This window comes from Microbacterium sp. (genome assembly GCF_047607465.1).
Lineage (GTDB): Bacteria > Actinomycetota > Actinomycetes > Actinomycetales > Microbacteriaceae > Microbacterium.
This window is the reverse complement of sequence record NZ_JASGCY010000031.1, coordinates 18,551-36,063: the sequence shown is the minus strand read 5'-3', so window position 1 is coordinate 36,063 and position 17,513 is coordinate 18,551. Positions and strand designations below refer to the sequence as shown.

General features: G+C 70.1%; 18 protein-coding genes. 5 read left to right on the top strand and 13 right to left on the bottom strand.

The features are described 5' to 3' along the window. Positions 1 to 61: 61 nt before the first annotated feature. The 5 genes from ffh to QM568_RS03290 all read right to left on the bottom strand — a co-directional run bounded on the left by ffh (position 62) and on the right by QM568_RS03290 (position 3,448). Positions 62 to 1,618 carry a signal recognition particle protein gene (gene ffh / locus QM568_RS03310; RefSeq protein WP_415135791.1) on the bottom strand — a complete coding sequence of 519 codons (1,557 nt, stop codon included), beginning with the start codon at positions 1,616 to 1,618 and terminating at the stop codon, positions 62 to 64. Positions 1,619 to 1,630: 12 nt separating this feature from the next. Continuing rightward, complete coding sequence (locus QM568_RS03305; RefSeq protein ID WP_415135789.1) at positions 1,631 to 2,110, bottom strand: RNA polymerase sigma factor; 480 nt, start codon at positions 2,108 to 2,110, stop codon at positions 1,631 to 1,633. Positions 2,111 to 2,127: 17 nt separating this feature from the next. Then, the gene (locus tag QM568_RS03300) at positions 2,128 to 2,328 is read right to left on the bottom strand and encodes a hypothetical protein (RefSeq protein WP_415135787.1); all 201 of its coding nucleotides are present in this window, start codon (positions 2,326 to 2,328) and stop codon (positions 2,128 to 2,130) included. Further along, positions 2,306 to 2,800, bottom strand: coding sequence for a hypothetical protein (locus QM568_RS03295; RefSeq protein WP_415135785.1), 495 nt, complete (start codon positions 2,798 to 2,800; stop codon positions 2,306 to 2,308). The genes QM568_RS03300 and QM568_RS03295 overlap by 23 nt, the downstream gene beginning before the upstream one ends. A 63-nt stretch (positions 2,801 to 2,863) precedes the next feature. Further along, positions 2,864 to 3,448 carry a TetR/AcrR family transcriptional regulator gene (locus tag QM568_RS03290; RefSeq protein WP_415135783.1) on the bottom strand — a complete coding sequence of 195 codons (585 nt, stop codon included), beginning with the start codon at positions 3,446 to 3,448 and terminating at the stop codon, positions 2,864 to 2,866. Between the two features lie 89 nt (positions 3,449 to 3,537). Here QM568_RS03290 and lipB point away from each other — a divergent pair, with 89 nt between their 5' ends. Both lipB and lipA read left to right on the top strand, forming a co-directional pair. After that, positions 3,538 to 4,191 carry a lipoyl(octanoyl) transferase LipB gene (gene lipB / locus QM568_RS03285; RefSeq protein ID WP_415135781.1) on the top strand — a complete coding sequence of 218 codons (654 nt, stop codon included), beginning with the start codon at positions 3,538 to 3,540 and terminating at the stop codon, positions 4,189 to 4,191. Next, on the top strand, positions 4,188 to 5,177 hold the full coding sequence (lipA, locus tag QM568_RS03280; protein ID WP_415135779.1) for a lipoyl synthase: 990 nt from the start codon (positions 4,188 to 4,190) through the stop codon (positions 5,175 to 5,177). The genes lipB and lipA overlap by 4 nt, the downstream gene beginning before the upstream one ends. 7 nt (positions 5,178 to 5,184) lie before the next feature. On the opposite strand, the gene QM568_RS03275 is transcribed toward lipA, so the two are convergent. From QM568_RS03275 to smc, 3 genes are all read right to left on the bottom strand, one after another. Continuing rightward, positions 5,185 to 5,685, bottom strand: a complete 501-nt coding sequence (locus tag QM568_RS03275; protein ID WP_415135777.1) for a DUF2004 domain-containing protein — start codon at positions 5,683 to 5,685, stop codon at positions 5,185 to 5,187. Between the two features lie 43 nt (positions 5,686 to 5,728). Further along, positions 5,729 to 6,601, bottom strand: coding sequence for a signal recognition particle-docking protein FtsY (gene ftsY / locus QM568_RS03270; RefSeq protein ID WP_415135775.1), 873 nt, complete (start codon positions 6,599 to 6,601; stop codon positions 5,729 to 5,731). Between the two features lie 150 nt (positions 6,602 to 6,751). Then, positions 6,752 to 10,285 carry a chromosome segregation protein SMC gene (smc, locus tag QM568_RS03265; RefSeq protein ID WP_415135772.1) on the bottom strand — a complete coding sequence of 1,178 codons (3,534 nt, stop codon included), beginning with the start codon at positions 10,283 to 10,285 and terminating at the stop codon, positions 6,752 to 6,754. Positions 10,286 to 10,796: 511 nt separating this feature from the next. Between smc and QM568_RS03260 the strand changes: the two genes are divergently transcribed. From QM568_RS03260 to QM568_RS03250, 3 genes are all read left to right on the top strand, one after another. Then, a complete protein-coding gene (locus QM568_RS03260) occupies positions 10,797 to 11,084 on the top strand; it encodes a hypothetical protein (RefSeq protein WP_415135770.1) in 288 nt (95 codons plus the stop codon). Positions 11,085 to 12,258: 1,174 nt separating this feature from the next. Then, positions 12,259 to 12,954, top strand: a complete 696-nt coding sequence (locus tag QM568_RS03255; protein WP_415135928.1) for an ABC transporter ATP-binding protein — start codon at positions 12,259 to 12,261, stop codon at positions 12,952 to 12,954. Next, positions 12,951 to 14,273: a permease gene (locus QM568_RS03250; protein WP_415135768.1), complete on the top strand. Its 1,323-nt coding sequence runs from the start codon at positions 12,951 to 12,953 to the stop codon at positions 14,271 to 14,273. Before QM568_RS03255 ends, QM568_RS03250 begins: the two co-directional genes overlap by 4 nt. A 33-nt stretch (positions 14,274 to 14,306) precedes the next feature. On the opposite strand, the gene QM568_RS03245 is transcribed toward QM568_RS03250, so the two are convergent. The 5 genes from QM568_RS03245 to rnc all read right to left on the bottom strand — a co-directional run bounded on the left by QM568_RS03245 (position 14,307) and on the right by rnc (position 17,507). After that, complete coding sequence (locus QM568_RS03245; RefSeq protein ID WP_415135766.1) at positions 14,307 to 15,047, bottom strand: hypothetical protein; 741 nt, start codon at positions 15,045 to 15,047, stop codon at positions 14,307 to 14,309. A gap of 120 nt (positions 15,048 to 15,167) precedes the next feature. Beyond that, entirely contained in the window at positions 15,168 to 15,587 is a 420-nt protein-coding gene (locus QM568_RS03240) for a PIN domain-containing protein (RefSeq protein WP_415135764.1), read from the bottom strand. Continuing rightward, positions 15,584 to 15,802 carry a type II toxin-antitoxin system VapB family antitoxin gene (locus QM568_RS03235; protein WP_415135762.1) on the bottom strand — a complete coding sequence of 73 codons (219 nt, stop codon included), beginning with the start codon at positions 15,800 to 15,802 and terminating at the stop codon, positions 15,584 to 15,586. The genes QM568_RS03240 and QM568_RS03235 overlap by 4 nt, the downstream gene beginning before the upstream one ends. A gap of 156 nt (positions 15,803 to 15,958) precedes the next feature. After that, on the bottom strand, positions 15,959 to 16,822 hold the full coding sequence (mutM, locus tag QM568_RS03230; RefSeq protein ID WP_415135760.1) for a bifunctional DNA-formamidopyrimidine glycosylase/DNA-(apurinic or apyrimidinic site) lyase: 864 nt from the start codon (positions 16,820 to 16,822) through the stop codon (positions 15,959 to 15,961). Further along, positions 16,815 to 17,507: a ribonuclease III gene (rnc, locus tag QM568_RS03225; RefSeq protein WP_415135758.1), complete on the bottom strand. Its 693-nt coding sequence runs from the start codon at positions 17,505 to 17,507 to the stop codon at positions 16,815 to 16,817. The genes mutM and rnc overlap by 8 nt, the downstream gene beginning before the upstream one ends. Positions 17,508 to 17,513 lie beyond the last annotated feature (6 nt).

Sequence of the window (17,513 nt, the reverse complement as noted above, 5' to 3'; positions counted from 1 at the left end):
GGAAAGGCGGGCCCGGGGTTCTCCCCCGGGCCCGCCTTTGCTGTTGTGGGTCGCGTGCGGGTCAGCCCTTGCCGAACAGCTTCTGGATCTCGGCGAGGTCTGCCTCGGTGGGCGCCTTCTGGCCGCCGAGACCGAAACCGGAACCGGTCGGGTTCGCGGCGGGGGTTGCGAACCCCGCGTTCTCGGCGGCGCGCTTGGCCGGGTTGCCCGAGCGGGAGACGTTCTTCGGCTTGCCCTTCTTGCCCCGCTTCGACGAGGCTCCAGGGCGTCCGATGCCGGGCATCGGCCCCATGCCTGGGATGTTCGGCGTTCCGCCGCGCGCGACGGTCTTCATCATCTTCGCCGCCTGCTCGAAGCGCTGGACGAGCTGGTTGACGTCGGTCACGGTCATACCGGATCCTCGCGCGATGCGCAGGCGCCGCGAGCCGTTGAGGATCTTCGGGTTGCGGCGCTCGCCCGGGGTCATCGAGCGGATGATCGCCTCGGTGCGATCGATCTCCCGCTCGTCGAAGTCATCGAGCTGCTGCTTCATCTGCCCCATGCCGGGGAGCATCCCCAGCATCTTCTTCATCGAGCCCATCTTCTTCATCTGCTGAAGCTGGTCGAGGAAGTCCTCCAGGGTGAAGGCCTCGTTCGCGAGCTTCTCGGCCATCTTCATGGCCTCTTCCTCATCGAAGGCCTGCTGGGCCTGCTCGATGAGGGTGAGGATGTCGCCGAGGTCGAGGATGCGGCTCGCCATGCGGTCGGGGTGGAACGGCTCGAGGTCCTCGAGACGCTCGCCCGTCGAGGCGAAGATGATGGGGCGTCCAGTGACCGCGGCGACCGAGAGCGCGGCGCCGCCGCGCGCGTCGCCGTCGAGCTTCGACAGCACGACGCCGGTGAAGTCGACGCCCTCCTGGAAGGCCTTGGCCGTGTTCACGGCGTCCTGACCGATCATCGCGTCGATGACGAAGAGGACCTCGTCGGGGTTCGTGGCCTTGCGGATGTCGGCGGCCTGCTTCATCAGCTCGGCGTCAACGCCGAGCCGGCCGGCGGTGTCGATGATCACCACGTCGTGCTGGTGGCGACGGGCGTGCTCGACGCCGTCGCGGGAGACGCGCACGGGGTCGCCGACGCCGTTGCCGGGCTCCGGGGCGTAGATCGTAGCGCCAGCCTGCTCGGCGACCACCTGGAGCTGGTTCACGGCGTTCGGGCGCTGCAGGTCGGCGGCCACCAGCAACGGCGTGTGCCCCTCGCTCTCGAGCTGCCTGGCGAGCTTGCCGGCGAAGGTCGTCTTACCAGAGCCCTGCAGTCCCGCGAGCATGATGACGGTCGGCGCCGTCTTCGCGAACTGCAGTCGGCGCTGCTCGCCGCCGAGGATCTGGATGAGCTCCTCGTTGACGATCTGCACGACCTGCTGGGCGGGGTTCAACGCCTTGTTGACCTCGTCGCCGAGGGCCCGCTCGCGCACCTTCGCGGTGAAGTCCTTGACCACGGCCAGCGCCACATCCGCGTCGAGCAGTGCTCGGCGGATCTCGCGCACGGTGCCGTCGACGTCGGCGGCGGTGAGCTTTCCCTTCGTGCGCAGATTGCGGAAGGTCTCGGTGAGTCGATCGGAGAGCGTGCCAAAGGTAGCCATGGTCCTTCGATTCTACGCGAGCGGCACCTCGATGCTCAGCGCGGCGCGGAGGCCCTCCTTCGCCCGCTGGTAGCGCTCTCGCGCGGTGGATGCCGGGATGCCGAGGAGCTCGGCGGCGTCGGCGATGCTCATCCGGTCCCAGTGCACGAGACGGATGAGTTCGGCAAGGTCGGGATCGAGACGATCGATCGCGTCGCGCACGTCGGCGGCGGCATCCGCTCCTGGAGCCGCGATGTCCTCTCGGACCTGCACGCGGATGCGGTCGGCGAGCGCCCATCGTCGGCGCTGGCCGCGGGCGTGGTTGAGAAGTGTGCCCCGTGCGATGCCGAACAGCCACATGCGTGCGCGTTCGGGCTCCTTCGGCAGCTCGCGCACCCGCCGCCAGGCGATGACCATGCTCTCGCCGAGGAGGTCCGGTGCATCTTCTGCACCGATGCGCCGAGACAGATAGGAGAGGAGATCGGATGCGTTCGCCTCGAACGCCGCCGTCATTCGATCGCTCTCCCCCTTCACTCCGCCTCGCACTTGACGCCCCCGTCAGCGCTGAACGACCAGTCCCCTTCGGGGAACCCCGCGCGAACCAGATGCGCGGTCAGCGCTGCACCCAACGCGCGATTGACCGCGAAGGCGCGGGCATCGTCGGCGTTCGGGTGCCCTGGCGTGGTGCGGGCGTCGGTGAGCCAGCCGTCAGCTCCGATCAGCACGGTCATCCCGGAGGACTCCTCCTGCTCGGCGAGGATCCGGGTCGCCTCGGCGTCCGCCGCATCCAGGTCGAAAGTCACGCTCCAGCCCGCCGTCGCGCAGCCAGGTCGTGACGGACTCCTGCACCGCGCGCGTTGTCGCGTCATCGGCGCTGGGGTCGGTCGCCGACGTCCGGTCCTCGACGATCAGCCGCACCTCGCACGCTCTGCCGCTCGGCAGGGTGAAGGCGTAGAAGCCGTCAGGGTCTTCGAATCCGCTCGGCCAGGCGACCAGGCCGGATGCGACGGCGACCCCGCCTCCGCCGATCACCAGCGCGAGCGCGGCGCCGGCAGCCATTCCAGCTCCGACACGCCGCGGCGATCGGGCTGGGCGCGCCGCCTCCCTGGCATCCGCCATCATCGCCCTGACCTCGATCCGGTCGATGGTGCGGGTGTTCGGCGCCGATGCGTTCAGCAGTCCGTCGAGCTCTTCGATGTCCATGAGCGATTCCCTTCTCGGTGGGTTCACTCCGTACGTGTCCGGCGCGGCTCCGAACGTCCGCGACTACTTCCAGCCCAGCTCGTCTATTCCTCGCAGTGCCCCGTCAAGGGTGCTCTCCAGCGCGCCGGAGCCCGCGCCCTGCTCGGCCCAGGCCCTGAGCGACGAGAAGAGCGCAGCGGCGTGGGCGGCGCCGACGATGTCCGCGTGGATCGCGCCCATGCCGGCCGCCTTCGCGGCATCCGAGATCGCCGAGGCGAGCCGCACCTGACGCACCCCGGTGTCGCGCACCAGCTCCTCGTCCAGCCCCATCGCCGACCGGTTCCGCAGCGCGAGGGCGAGCGGGTCGGGTGCGAAGTCGTGAACGATCCCGCGAAGGATGGCCCGTACCGCCTCCGCGTCGCCGTCCTTCCCGAGCGCGGCGAGAGCGTCGGTGCCCTCGGTGATCCGCGCATCCAGCCCCGACCACAGCACGTCGCTCTTGGAGGCGAAGTAGTTGAAGAAGCTCGACCGGCTGACCCCTGCGCGCTGGGTGATGTCGGCGATGGAGGTCGCGTCGTACCCCCGCTCGAAGAAGAGCTCGCAGGCGGCTTCGGCGAGGGTCTCGCGCGAGGAGGCCCGTGGGCGGCCCGCCCTGTTGGGTGCGGTCATGCAGATCACGCTACCGCGCGACGGGAGCACCACGAATGAGGAGTATTGTTAGACGGCATCCAACTACCCCTGGAGAGGATGAGCCCACCATGCTCGACATCCTGACGCCCGGACTCGCCCCGGACTTCGTCCCCTACACCGACGGATGGGAGCTGCAGCGCAGCATCCACAGCGGCGTCGTCGACGGCACCCGCCCCGACACGCTGCTCCTGCTCGAGCACGAGGCGGTCTACACCGCGGGCAAGCGCACCGAGGCGCACGAGCGCCCGCAGGACGGCACCCCCGTGATCGACGTCGATCGCGGCGGGAAGATCACCTGGCACGGCCCCGGCCAGCTCGTGGGGTACCCGATCGTGCGCCTCCCCGAGCCCGTCGACGTCGTCGCGCACGTGCGCCGACTCGAGAAGATCCTAATCGGCGCCCTCGAGCCGCTGGGCATCGACGGCTACCAGGTCGAGGGGCGCAGCGGCGTCTGGGTGCGCCGCCCTCTCTCCGAGGACAAGGTCGCCGCCATCGGTGTGCGCGTGCAGCGCGGCGTCACCATGCACGGCTTCGCACTGAACTGCAACAACACCCTCGCCGGCTTCCGCGGCATCATCCCCTGCGGGATCACGGATGCCGGAGTGACCACGATCAGCGAGATCATCGGCGCCGACGTCTCCCCCGCCGACGTCGCCGCGGGAGTAATGAACGCCTTCATCGAGGAATACGCATCCGCCGAGTACACCGGAGTCCCCGCATGAGCGCCGCCCCCGAGGGTCGCAAGCTCCTGCGCCTGGAGATCCGCAACGCCGAGACGCCCATCGAGCGCAAGCCCGAGTGGATCAAGACCAAGGCGAAGATGGGGCCGGAGTACACCGCGCTGCATTCGCTGGTCAAGAGCGAGGATCTGCACACGGTGTGCCAGGAGGCCGGGTGCCCGAACATCTTCGAGTGCTGGGAGGACCGGGAGGCCACCTTCCTCATCGGCGGCTCGCAGTGCACTCGGCGCTGCGACTTCTGCCAGATCGACACCGGCAAGCCAGCGGACTACGACACCGACGAGCCGCGCCGCGTCGCCGAGAGCGTCGTGCGCATGAACCTCCGCTACGCCACGGTCACCTGCGTCGCCCGCGACGATCTGCCAGACGGCGGGGCATGGCTGAACGCCGAGACCATCCGGCAGATCCACGCCATGAATCCGAACACGGGAGTCGAGCTGCTGGCGACGGACTTCAACGGGGAGCCGGCGCTGCTGAACGAGGTGTTCGACGCCCGCCCCGAGGTGTTCGCGCACAACGTCGAGACGGTGCCCCGGATCTTCAAGCGCATCCGCCCCGCCTTCCGGTACGAGCGCTCGCTCGATGTCATCACGCAGGGGCGCAACGCCGGGCTCATCACGAAGTCGAACCTCATCCTCGGAATGGGCGAGGAACCAGAGGAGGTCGTCCAGGCCCTGCGCGACCTGCACGAGGCCGGTTGCGACATCGTCACGATCACGCAGTACCTGCGACCGTCGCCACGGCACCTACCGGTCGCCCGCTGGGTGAAGCCCACGGAGTTCGTCGAGTTCAAGGAGGAGGCCGAGCGCATCGGCTTCCTCGGCGTCCTCGCCGGCCCCCTCGTGCGCTCCTCCTACCGCGCGGGGCGCCTGTGGGCGCAGTCGATGATCTCGAAGGGCAGGGAGATCCCCCCGCACCTCGCGCACATCGCCGAGGGCGCGGATCTCGGGTTCGCGCAGGCCGTGTGAGCCCGGTCTAGTCTCCGCTCATCACCGACTGCACGCTGCCGTCGGAGCCGAGGTTCACGAGCAGCACGTCGTCGGTCGAGCCGCCGTCGAGCGCGTACTCGAGAACGGCGAAGGGCTCAGAGCCCCCGTGCTCGTCGGCGAGGATCGTCATGCTCACGAGCCGCAGCGAACGGATGATGTCGACGGCGGCGTCGCCGCTGACGTCGACGAGGACCTCGGGCAGATCGTCGCCGAAGATCACCTGCTGCTGCAGGATGTACTCGGTCACCTCGCTGGTGCGGTCGTCGACCTCTGCCAGCATCGCTCGGCGGGCGTTGGCGTCGACGTTCTCGAGACCGGCGATGAGTGCTGCGGCGATGTCGAGGGCCTCCGCGGAGACGTCGTCCTGATCGGGAGCGGTGAGGTCGACGGTGACGCTCTGGTCGCCGAGCTCCACGGTCTCCGACCAGAAGATCGAGCCGTCGGGTCCTGAGGAGAGGAGCCCGAAGTAGTCGTGTTCGATCGCCATAACGCTATGAAACCAGCCTGTCGCCCCGCGCGGTAGTCCTGTATCAGCCGACCATCGACTGCACGAAGACGTGCGGGGTGAAGCCGGTGAGATCGTCGATGCCCTCGCCCTGTCCGAGGAGCTTCACCGGGATGCCGGTGCGCTCCTGCACGGCCAGCACGAAGCCGCCCTTGGCCGAGCCGTCGAGCTTGGTGAGCACGAGCCCTGTTACTCCGGCGTGCTCGAGGAACGCCTCGGCCTGCATGACGCCGTTCTGCCCCGTGGTGGCGTCGAGCACCAGCAGCACCTCGCTGATCGGCGCCTGCTTCTCGATGACGCGGCGGATCTTCGAGAGCTCGTCCATGAGGCCGCCCTTGGTGTGCAGACGCCCCGCGGTGTCGATGATCGCGATCTCGATGCCCTGGTTCTTCGCGAACTCGATGGTCTGGAAGGCGACGGATGCCGGATCCTGTCCCTCCTGCTGCGGACGCACGATCGCGGCTCCCCCGCGCTGCGCCCAGGTGGCGAGCTGGTCGACGGCCGCTGCACGGAAGGTGTCGGCGGCGCCGACGACCACGCTGCGCTCGTACCCGCGCAGGAACTTGGTGAATTTGCCGATCGTCGTCGTCTTGCCGACGCCGTTCACGCCGACGACGAGCACGACCGCCGGCCGCTCGGTGAGCTTGAGCGTCGTGTCGAACTTGGCGAAATGCTCCTCGAGCGTCTCGCGCAGCATCCGCTGGAGGTCCTGAGGATCGGTCGTCCGATAGCGCTCGACCTTCTCCCGCAGCTCCTCGATGATCCGCTCGCTGATGTCGGGGCCGAAGTCGGCTGTGATCAACGCGGTCTCGAGGTCCTCCCACGTCGTCTCGTCGATGGTGGGCTTGACGAACATGCCGCGCAGCGCGCGGCCGAGGGACCAGGACTTCTCCGCCATGCATCCAGCCTACGGGTAGCGCTGCGGAACCCTGCTCGACTCGGGAAAACCCAGACCACTCTGATGCACGTCGGCGTGTCGCGGGGCGACACGCCGTCAGAGCAACGGATGCTCTCTGTTCTCCGAGCCGGAGCGCGGGAAACGCGATGCTCAGCGTCCGGCGCGGTCGCCGACGCGCTGACCGACCACCGCGGACACGCCGTCCTGACGCATCGAGACCCCGTAGAGGGCGTCGGCGATCTCCATGGTGCGCTTCTGGTGCGTGATGACGAGCAGCTGCGAGCTCTCGCGCAGCTGCTCGAAGACGGTCAGCAGACGTCCGAGATTCGCGTCGTCGAGGGCCGCCTCGACCTCGTCGAGAATGTAGAACGGGCTCGGCCTGGCCTTGAAGATCGCAACCAGCAGCGCCACCGCCGCGAGCGAGCGCTCGCCGCCGGAGAGCAGCGACAGCCGCTCGATCTTCTTGCCGACCGGACGCACCGAGACCTCGATGCCCGTGGTGAGCATGTTGTCGGGGTCGGTGAGCGAGATGCTGCCGGATCCGCCGGGGAAGAGCAGGGGGAAGACCTCCCCGAACGCCGTCTTCGTGTCTTCGAAGGCGCTCGCGAAGATCGTCTGCATCCGCTCGTCGAGGTCCGCGATGATCGTGAGCAGATCCTGGCGGGTCTGGGTGAGATCGGCCAGCTGCTCGGTGAGGAAGGCGTGCCGCTGCTCGAGCGCCGCGAACTCCTCCAGAGCCAGGGGGTTCACCCGTCCCAGCTGTGCGAGCTTGCGCTCCGCATCGGCGAGCCGCCGCTCCTGCACGCGGCGATCGAACGGCACCGAGCCGTGCTCCTCGTGTTCCCCGTCCGGAACGGAATCCGGCGCATCACGGGGAATCAGCTGATCCGGACCATATTCCGCAACAAGAATATCTTCATCGAGCGCCAGCTCCGATGCCACACGTTCGAGAAGGCTCGTCAGGTGCAGCTTCTTCTCGTGGATCTGCAGCTCGAGGCCGTGCACGCTCTCGGTGAGGCCGGCGAGCCGGTCGCGCAGCGACGATTCCTGCGCGCGCAGCCCTACGAGCTCCTCGTTCTGCGCGGAACGCGCGGCCTCGGCCTCGGCGAGTGCCAGGCGCGCCTCGGTGACGGAGCGGTCGAGGGAATCGAGGACGCGCGGCAGCTCCTCGGCGACGGCGGATGCCGACGCGCGCTGCGCGCGGCGGATCACGGCCCGGCGCGCGGCCTCGGCGGCAGCATGCTGCTCCTGCTCGCGCTGGCGCTCGAGCGCCGTCACCCGGTTCTGCGCGGCGCGCACGCGCTCGCGGAGCGTCTCGATCTCCAGCCGGGCCCGCACCTCGCCCTCGCGCGCGGCTTCGAGCGCTTCCAGGAGCCCGTCGCGCGCCGAGGCGTCGAGCACGGGGCGCGGCGTCTCGACGGCCTCATCGAGATCCCGACGGGCGGCATCGGCCTTCGCTTCGGCATCGGCCACGGCGGCCTGCGCCTGTGCCAGTCCCGCCTCGAGCCGCTCGCACTCTGCCACGGCCGACTCGTGCTGCACCGTGATGCGGTTGACCTGCTCCGCGTGGGCGGCGAGAGCCGCGTCGTGCTCGCGCAGCGTGCGCAGTGCGTCCTTCGCGATCCGCCGCGTGGACTCCACCCTGTCGTTCGCGTCGACCCGCGCCTCCCGCAGGGAGTCGACGACGACGGCGACCTCGGCGAGTCGCTCCTTCGCGGCATCCCGCTCGGCCGCCAGCTCCAGCCGCGATCGCTCGCCCCCCGGGCCGGTGCGCACGGTGTGCGCGGTCACGACCACGCCGTCCCGCGTGACCACGGTGGTCAGGGCATCGCCGAGCGCATCCAGCGCCGCCCGAGCGGTTCGCGCCGCATCGAAGTCGTCGGCGATCAGCACGTGCGCGAGCACGCCGAGCACGCCATCCGGCGCCGTCACGGTCTGCGTCGCCGGCGTCGTGCCTGCGATCGGGGGCGCCTCGATGCCGGGGCGCTTCGCCGATGCGACGACGATGTCGACCACGCCCCGCGTCGCGGCATCCGCAGCCACCGCGTAGGCGTCATCGACCCTGTCGACGAGTACGCCATCGGCGAGCGGGCCGAGCACGGCGGCGATCGCGCCCTCGTAGCCGGGCGCGACCTGCACGGCATCGCCGACGAGGCCGCGGATGCCGGCGCCGCCGGCCTTCACGATCTCCGCGGCGCCGCCTGACAGCGACAGCGCGCTGTCGAGCGCCGCGGCCTTCGCGGTGAGCGCATCGACCTCGCGCTCCGCAGCGTGAAGCCTCTCGCGCAGGGCATCGCGTTCGGTCTCGGCGGCCGTGGCCTCGCGCTGCGCCGCCTCATAGGCGGCGGCGTGCTCGGCCGCCGTCCCTTCCGGAGCCTCGGCGTCGTCGATCGCCTCCAGCGCCTCGGCCGCCTCACGGCGACGGACGTGCGCCGCCTCGAGCGCGTTCTCCTGACGCAGCACGGCACCGCGGACCGCAGCGAGAGCGGATGCCGCCGCATCCGCCGTGCCGCGCAGCACGCTCAGGCGCATGTCGTACTCCGAGACCAGCGCGCTCTGCTCGGCGATGTCGACGTCGAGGGTGTCGAGCTCGGCCCGCGCGTTGACGACCTCGCGGCTCGCGGCGGCCGCCGCGTCCTGCGCATCGCCGAGACCCGCTGAGATCTCGGTGATCTCGTCCTTCGCCTCGTCGATCGCGGCCTGGGTGACAGTGATCGCCGACACCGCGGCGTCGTCCTCATCGGAGCCGAGCAGCGCGAGGCGCTGGTTCGCGAGCGTGTACAGGCCGCGCATCCGCTCCTGCACCTGCTCCAGGCCGAAGGCGACGCTGCGCGCCTGGTCGACGGCGGCCGAGTTCTGGGTGTGTTCGAGTCGCGCGATGCTCGCGCGCACCGTCTCGACCTGATCGGTCAGCACGATGCGCTCGGTGTGCCGCTCCTTCTCGGTGCGGGTGTGATCGGCGAGAGCCGCCCGCAGCGCGACGACGTCGTCGGCGAACAGTCGCGCCTTCGCATCGCGCACCACGGCGGCGATCGTCTGCGCCTCCCGCGCGATCTCGGCCTGACGTCCGAGGGGCTTGAGCTGACGACGGATCTCGCCGGCGAGATCGCTAAGCCGGGTGAGGTTGGTCTCCATCGCATCGAGCTTGCGGAGGGTCTTCTCCTTGCGACGGCGATGCTTGAGGATTCCGGCCGCCTCCTCGATGAATCCGCGGCGGTCCTCCGGCGACGCCTGCAGCACCGTGTCCAGGCGCCCCTGGCCCACGATGACATGCATCTCGCGCCCGAGGCCCGAGTCGCTGAGCAGCTCCTGCACGTCGAGCAGCCGGCAGTTCTCGCCGTTGATCGCGTACTCGCTCGAGCCGTTGCGGAAGAGCGTGCGACTGATCGTCACCTCGGAGTACTCGATCGGCAGAGCGCCGTCGGCGTTGTCGATCGTGAGCTGCACCTCCGCTCGCCCGAGCGGGCCGCGCGTGGAGGTGCCGGCGAAGATGACGTCCTCCATCTTGCCGCCGCGGAGGGTCCTCGCCCCCTGCTCACCCATCACCCACGCGAGGGCGTCGACGACGTTCGACTTCCCGGAGCCGTTGGGGCCGACGATGCAGGTGACCCCCGGTTCGAACACGAAGCTCGTCGGCTGCGCGAAGGACTTGAACCCTTTGAGGGTCAGGCTCTTCAGATGCATGCGCGGGCCGTCCGTCCTCGGGAAATCACGCACTCACGCTACCGGAACGACGCGGGTCGGCGCCCCGCACACGCGGGCGGAGTCCGAGACGACACGCCGCGCGACACGCCCGACGCTTGACGGAGCTGGGAGCGCTTCGCTACGGTTGCCGACGGATCGCCGCACGAAGGGAGGTTGCCGATCATGATTCAGCTCACCGCACAGGCCACTGGCCACGCCGCGCACGCGTCCGCGCCGCGCCGTCCTGCGCACTCGGCAACCGTCGTCGGGGTCCTGGGACTCTCCCAGGGGTAGAACCCTCGCCGCAGGACTCCGCCCGTCCCCGGGCCGCTCCTGCACCGGTTCCGTAGCGCTCCACCGTCAGATCCGTCTCCCGGATCACGGATCCCCCGCCTCCGGCTTCGCCATCCTGCGACGCCCCCGGCATCCCGCATCCGCTGCGCCGACCTCGTCGCCGCCTCATGCCCAGCGCATCCCGCGCACCCTCATCGCACCTCTCGAAGGAATCATCGTGAACTCGACGCTGTACCCCAGCACCACCCGCCCGCCCGATACCGAGGACCGCGAGGTCCTGCGCCTTCCCGCTCCCGCAGAGCGCGATGCGCTGTCGGTCGCCGATCGGCTCTCGCTCCGTGTCGGCCTGTGGCTCCTGATGCGCGCAGCGCGCTCCGCAGAGCGCAACGCCGCACGACGTCAGCCGCAGCCCTCCGGCATGCGGCGTCTGCCCCGCCGCGACGGCAACGGCAACGGCATCAACATCGCACTGCTCACCTACGACCTACACCGTCAGCTGCGCTGACGCCCAATCCGAGGATCCGTTCATGACCACGCGTCTCACCGTCACCCCTCTCATCGTCCCGGCGGATCTCGACGCCCCGGATGCCGCCGACTTCCGCCTCCTCGGCGATCTGGACCGCCGGGTCTGCGACGAGGACGTCGGCCTCCCCGGGCTCGCCTCGACCTCGGCCGAGGAGCTCGCGGCGTGGCAGGACCCCACCGACACCCTGCACGTCGGCTTCGTCGCCCGAGACGGCGACGACGTCGTCGGGATGGTGACGGTGGCGTATGCACAGGAGGAGGGTGCGCAGACGGCGGAGTTCGACGTCATCGTCCCGCGCGCGGGCTGGGCGAGTGGTGCCCCGGCGGCGCTACTCGCGGCGGTCGAAGATGATGCGCGCTCGCGCGGACGCCGCATCCTGCAGATCTGGACCCTGCACCGCCCGCAGGAGCAGGAGCGGATGCTGGTGCCGAAGACCGGCTGGGGGCGCGTCCCGGCGACGGCGCTCACCGACCTCGTGGCCTCGAAGGGTTATGTGCTCGAACAGGTCGAGCGCAACAGCGCGTACGACCTGCGAGCCGATCCCGCGCCTCTCAGGCAGTTGCTCGCTGACGCCCTCGCCTTCGCCGGAGACGACTACCGGGTCGTCGAATGGACGCTGCCGACCCCGCCGGAACGGCGCGCCGGCTACGCATCCGTACTCGGCCGGTTGTCGACCGATGCCCCCAGCGGCAACATGGACTTCGTCGCCGAGCACTTCGACGCCGAGCGGGTCGTCCGCCGCGACGCCCGCCTCACCGGCGCCGGCCAGCTGGTCGCGGTGGCCGCCGTCGAGCACGTGCCCACCGGCGAGCTCGTGGCCTACAACGAGCTGCTGGTGTCGGCGGACCGGAGCGCTCTCACGCACCAGTTCGGCACCCTCGTGGCTGCGGAGCACCGAGGGCACCGGCTCGGCATGATCGTGAAGTGCGCCAACCTGCTGCGCTGGCGCGAGCTCGTGCCGGACTCGCCCGCGGTCTCGACGTTCAACGCCGAGGAGAACCGTCCGATGCTGTCGATCAACGAGGCGATCGGCTTCACTCCCGTCTCGTACACGGGGGGCGTGGCAGAAGCGGCTCTGAGATCATCCGACCGATGTAGGACGATCACTCGCCGGGACGACGCGGAGCGGGGCGTGTGCGCAGAGGCTGGAAGCATGAGCATCCCGGTTCTCGAAGCACACGCCCTCGTCAAGTCCTACGGCACCACCCGCGCCCTCGCCGGGGTCGACCTCGCCATCGAGCGCGGCGCATCCGTCGCGATCATGGGCGCATCCGGGTCGGGGAAGACGACGCTCCTGCACGTGCTGGCCGGCATCGTCGCCCCCGACTCCGGCTCGGTGACCGTGCGGCCCGCGGTCGGCGCGGCGATCGAGCTGACCGGCCTCGCGGAGACGGCCCGATCGAAGCTGCGTCGCGAGCGGCTCGGCTTCGTGTTCCAGCAGGGGCTGCTGATCCCCGAGCTCACCGCGGTCGAGAACGTCGCCCTCGCCGCGATGATCAACGGCACGAAGAGAGCGGATGCCGTGACCCTCGCCGCCTCATGGCTCGCCGCCCTCGGGCTCTCCGGCATGGAGGAGCGGCGCATCGGCGAGCTCTCCGGCGGGCAGGCCCAGCGCGTCGCGATCGCGCGGGCCCAGGTGACGGGAGCGGAGATCGTCTTCGCCGACGAGCCGACCGGCGCGCTCGACTCGACCACCTCGCGCGAGGTGATGGACGCGCTGCTGTGGTCGACGACGGGCCAGGGCCGTACCCTCGTCGTGGTGACCCACGACCCGGAGGTCGCCGCGCGCTGCGCGCGCACCGTGGCCGTCAACGACGGACTCGTCATCCCCGCGGAGGTGGAGGCGTGAACGCGCACGTACTGGCGATGCTGCTGCGTCCATCGCGGGGGCAGGGAGCCCTCCTCGTGCTCCCCGTCGTCGCCTTCGCCGTGGTGACGGCGCTGATCCTCACGGTGCTCGGCGGCGTCCAGAGCTTCTGGCGCTGGGACGACGAGTACGCCGTCATCTATCAGGCGCTCGCCGCCGTCGCCCTCGTGCTCCTCGTCATGCCGCTGACGACGCTGGGGGCGGCGGCCGCACGGCTCGCGGCGCGGCGGCGCGACGAGCGCCTCTCGACGCTGCGGCTGCTCGGCGTCACCCCCTTCGGCGTCGGCGTGACGACGGTCGTCGAGTCGTCGCTGCTGGCGACCGCTGGTGCACTGGCCGGCGTGCTCGGCTACGCGGCGCTCGTGCCGTTGATCGGTCTCATCCCCTTCCGCGGCGCGGCGCTCGGATGGCAGGCGCTGCTGCTTCCCGCCGTGCAGGTGCTCGCCGTCGTCGGACTCGTGATCCTCGTCGCCGCGGGCAGTGCCGTCGTCGGGCTGCGGCGGGTGGCCATCTCACCGCTCGGCGTGCGCACCCGGCAGAGCGCGGTGGGCGTGCACTGGATCCGCGTCGTCATCGGCGCGGTCGCGATCGTGGTCGCTTTCGTCGTCGCGAAGGCGGTCCCCCAGGTCGCCGGCGCCGTCACGGTGATCGCGGTCTCCGCCATGATGTTCGCGATCGGACTCGCCGTGCTGAACCTCGTGGGGCCCTGGTCTCTGCGGGTGAGCGCCCGGCTGTGGCTGCGGCGCGCGCAGACGCCGCAGCGGCTCCTCACCGCACGGCTGGTGCTCGACGATCCCAAGGCCGCCTGGCGGCAGGTGAGCAGCATCTCGATGGCGAGCTTCATGGCCGTGTTCGCGGGGACGGGCGTGGCCCTCATGGGAGTGATATCCGCCGAGGAAGCGAATGCTGCCGAACTGGCACTCGTCCAGGACATGCGCACGGGCCTCATCCTCACCCTCGTCGCCTCGTTCGTCACGGTGGCCGCATCGGTCGGCGTGAACCAGGCATCGTCGATCCTCGATCAGCGCGAGCTGCACCGGAGCCTGCACCGACTCGGGGTGCCGATGGCCACCGTCGACCAGGCGCGCACGCGCGCGGTGATGGCGCCGTTGCTGGTGACGGCGATCGGATCGGCGCTGTGCGCCGGCATCCTCGTCTTCCCGCTGCTGGGGATGGCTCTGATCGTCGCGCCGGTCTCCCTGCTCACCATCAGCGGCGTCGTCGCGGCCGGCATCGCCGTCGTCTGGCTGAGCACCAGGGCCACCCGTCCTGTCCTGTCCGGCGCGTTCCGGGAGGCATGAGGCAGGGTGCGTGACGCGGGGTGCTCTGCCCGCTCAGCTCCAGTCGAAGGTCATCGCGACCGTGCGCGTCTCTGGTTCGAAGAACACGAGGATGGCGTCGGCGCCGTGCGAACGCCACGGGTACCCAGAGGTGGCGCCGACGAACGTGAACGGGCGTCCGTCTGCGAGCCGGAGGACGGGTGTGGCGTCGTCGCTCTCGTCGAGCACGAAGGCGGCGGGCGGCGCATAGCTCGCCCAGTTGCCGTAGCCGGGCTCACCGCCGAGCGCATCGAGCACGGGCAGGTCGCCATCCCACCCCTCCCTGGTGCGTGACGGGTCCTCATGATCAGGCCAGGTCGGGCGCCCCTCGCGCGCCCAGCGCCGACGAGCCCCTTCATACTCCGCTGCCGCCTCCTCGTAGTGCGCCGTAAGGCTCTCGGAGACCTGATCGGCTTCGATCGCGAAGAAGGCCCGCTGCCCCAGGAACGCGTAGCGGCCGTCGTCCTGCAGCCGGAAGGAGATCCAGTTCTCCCCGGCGTAGTCGTCGTGATGTGCTTCGGTGCCGTCGCCGAGCAGCCCGTCCTCGGGTTCGACTGGGCTGAGCAGATGCACACGTCCGGTCCAGGACGGATCGAGCGCGCTGAGCTCGATCGACAGCAGCGGGTCGGCCACGCGGGCGAGCCACAGCTGATCGTCGGCGTAGACGTCGGCGGCGTCGGGGAGGACGTGCACGCGCGGGTCGCCCGCAAAAACCTCTTCGCCCTCGATCGCGTCGCGTTCCTCGTCGTTCGTCATGTCAGGCCTCCGCGTCGATGTCACAGGACGATCGCCCCGCAGCGAGCATAGCGAGTCCTTCGGACAGCGATCCGGAGCGTTCCGGCATCCATCCCCGACGCGATAATGAACGGGTGATCCTCACCACGACGACGACGGCGCGACGTATTCGTGCCGCAACTGCGTGACCTGCGCGATGTGATCGAAGTCATGGTGCGCCGCCAGCACGGTCACGTCGTTCACGAGCGCGTACCCGGCGATGAGGATATCGATCGCGCCGGCGGCGCGCACGAGACCGGCGTGCCACAGTGCGGCCTGAATATCCAGGACGAGAGAATCGTCAGGGGCATGCTCCAGCGGGAAGCCCAGAGAGATCCGCTCCCGGTACCGGTCGTGCTCCTCGGGTGTGCGGGCGCTGTGACAGAACTCCAGCACCTGCGGCGGACAGGTGACGAGCAGGTCCCCCGGAGCCCGCTCGATGGCCCGCAGCCGCGCGGTGATCGCCGGGTCCCCGGTGGCGAGCCTCGCCCAGACGGAGTTGTCGACCAGGTAGTCGGTCACGAGACGACGGGAGCCGCCGGCGGCACGACCGGCGCGCCGAGCCCGTCGGGCAGCTCGGACAGCTCGGCGATGCCGTCGATCATCGCGCCCTTCTGCTTGGCGGCGATCAGCCGGCGCAGCGCCAGGTCCAGCACGGCCCGGTTGGACTTCTCCCCAGTGAGCGCACGGGCACGCTCGATCAGCTGCGGGTCCAGGTCGACACTCGTCATTGCCATGATGCACTCCTCTCGTTCACTATATGAATGACTATATACCGGCGTCGCATTGACTGCCGGACGAGTCGATGAAGAACGGCGCACCGGACCCGGATCGTGGCGAGTCACCTCGCCTCGTCCGTGCGGTCGCCCCGACCCTCCCGCCTGTGGGCACGGTCATCGTTTCCGCTGGCACCGCGGGCAGAAGTGCGATGAGCGGTTCATGAACGCCGCGCGCACGATCGACCCGCCGCAGCGCGGGCAGGCCTCTCCCCCGCGCCCGTAGGCGTTCAGGGAGTGCGCGAAATACCCCGCCTGCCCGTTGACGTTGACGTACTGCGCGTCGAAGCTCGTGCCGCCCTCGGCGAGGGCCTTCGCCAGCACGGCGCGGATCTCGGCGAGCAGCCGGCGCACGGCCTGCGTCGACAGCGCGGATGCCGGCGTCTCCGGGTGGATGCGCGCCGCCCACAGCGACTCGTCGGCGTAGATGTTGCCGACGCCGCTGATGACGCCCTGATCGAGCAGCACCCGCTTCACGCCGCTGCTGCGCTTCGCGAGGGCGAGCCGGAACGCGCGGTCGTCGAAGAGCGGATCCAACGGGTCCCTGGCGATATGCGCGACCTGCGAGGGGATGCGCGTCGGACCGTCGTCGACCATCGCATCGACGGCGAGGGAGCCGAAGGTGCGCTGGTCCGCGAACACCACGGCGAGCTCGCCGTGCACCGGATGCTCGAGGTGCAGGCGGATCCGCTCGTGGCGCTCGGCCACGGCATCCGGCGCCCGCAGCAGCATCTGCCCGCTCATCCCGAGGTGCGCGATGAGCGCATCGGCTGCGCCGTCGAGCACGAGCCAGAGGAACTTGCCGCGGCGCTCGGCCGCCGTGATCCCACGGTTCTCGAGGCGGGCGACGAAGTCGGCGGCGCCGAGCGGATGCCGAGTCAGCGCGCGTTCGTCGAAGACGCTGACGGCGGTGAGGCGCGAGCCGATCGCCGCGGGGGCGAGCCCCGCACGGACGACCTCAACCTCGGGGAGCTCAGGCACGCTCGCTCAGCGCGCGCCACGCATTCAGCGCCGCAGCCATCTCCGAGGTCTTCTTGCTCGTGCCGTTGCCGGTCATCGTCACGTCTCCGACGGTGACCGTGGCGGTGAATCGCCGGTCGTGGTCGGGCCCTGTGGCCTCCACCGCGTACACGGGAGGCGTCGCACCGACGCGTGCGGCGAGCTCCTGCAGGCTCGTCTTCGGATCCATCGCCGCGCCGTACCGCTCGGGGTCGGCGAGCAGCGGTTCGGTGAGCCGCAGCACGAGCTCAGTCGCGGCATCCGGCCCCGCCGAGAGGAACGTGGCGCCGATGACGGCTTCCATCGTGTCAGCGAGGATCGAGTCCTTGTCGCGACCTCCGGTCAGCTCCTCGCCACGGCCCAGCCGCAGATGGTCGCCGAGGCCGATGCCGCGGGCGACCTCAGCCAGCGCCACCGTCGAGACGACGCTGGCGCGCCGCTTGGCGAGCGCGCCCTCTTCGAGCTCGGGATGGGTCGTGAACAGCATCACTGTGACGGCCTGCCCGAGCACCGAGTCGCCGAGGAACTCCAGGCGCTCGTTGTGCGGGATGCCGCCGTGCTCGTACGCGTACGAGCGATGGGTGAGCGCCAACTCCAGAAGCTCCGCGTCGATATCGACACGGAGCTTCTGCGAGAGAGTCTCTTCGCCGGTTGTGACGTCAGTCACGAGCGA

What these genes read in the sequence shown, in the direction of transcription:
- ftsY (WP_415135775.1), bottom strand. Translation starts at nt 6,601, where the DNA reads ATGGCGGAGAAGTCCTGGTCCCTCGGCCGCGCGCTGCGCGGCATGTTC.
- QM568_RS03255 (WP_415135928.1), top strand. Translation starts at nt 12,259, where the DNA reads ATGAGCATCCCGGTTCTCGAAGCACACGCCCTCGTCAAGTCCTACGGC.
- lipB (WP_415135781.1), top strand. Translation starts at nt 3,538, where the DNA reads ATGCTCGACATCCTGACGCCCGGACTCGCCCCGGACTTCGTCCCCTAC.
- lipA (WP_415135779.1), top strand. Translation starts at nt 4,188, where the DNA reads ATGAGCGCCGCCCCCGAGGGTCGCAAGCTCCTGCGCCTGGAGATCCGC.
- QM568_RS03290 (WP_415135783.1), bottom strand. Translation starts at nt 3,448, where the DNA reads ATGACCGCACCCAACAGGGCGGGCCGCCCACGGGCCTCCTCGCGCGAG.
- ffh (WP_415135791.1), bottom strand. Translation starts at nt 1,618, where the DNA reads ATGGCTACCTTTGGCACGCTCTCCGATCGACTCACCGAGACCTTCCGC.
- QM568_RS03235 (WP_415135762.1), bottom strand. Translation starts at nt 15,802, where the DNA reads ATGGCAATGACGAGTGTCGACCTGGACCCGCAGCTGATCGAGCGTGCC.
- QM568_RS03305 (WP_415135789.1), bottom strand. Translation starts at nt 2,110, where the DNA reads ATGACGGCGGCGTTCGAGGCGAACGCATCCGATCTCCTCTCCTATCTG.
- smc (WP_415135772.1), bottom strand. Translation starts at nt 10,285, where the DNA reads ATGCATCTGAAGAGCCTGACCCTCAAAGGGTTCAAGTCCTTCGCGCAG.
- QM568_RS03245 (WP_415135766.1), bottom strand. Translation starts at nt 15,047, where the DNA reads ATGACGAACGACGAGGAACGCGACGCGATCGAGGGCGAAGAGGTTTTT.
- QM568_RS03300 (WP_415135787.1), bottom strand. Translation starts at nt 2,328, where the DNA reads ATGACCGTGCTGATCGGAGCTGACGGCTGGCTCACCGACGCCCGCACC.
- QM568_RS03275 (WP_415135777.1), bottom strand. Translation starts at nt 5,685, where the DNA reads ATGGCGATCGAACACGACTACTTCGGGCTCCTCTCCTCAGGACCCGAC.
- QM568_RS03295 (WP_415135785.1), bottom strand. Translation starts at nt 2,800, where the DNA reads ATGGACATCGAAGAGCTCGACGGACTGCTGAACGCATCGGCGCCGAAC.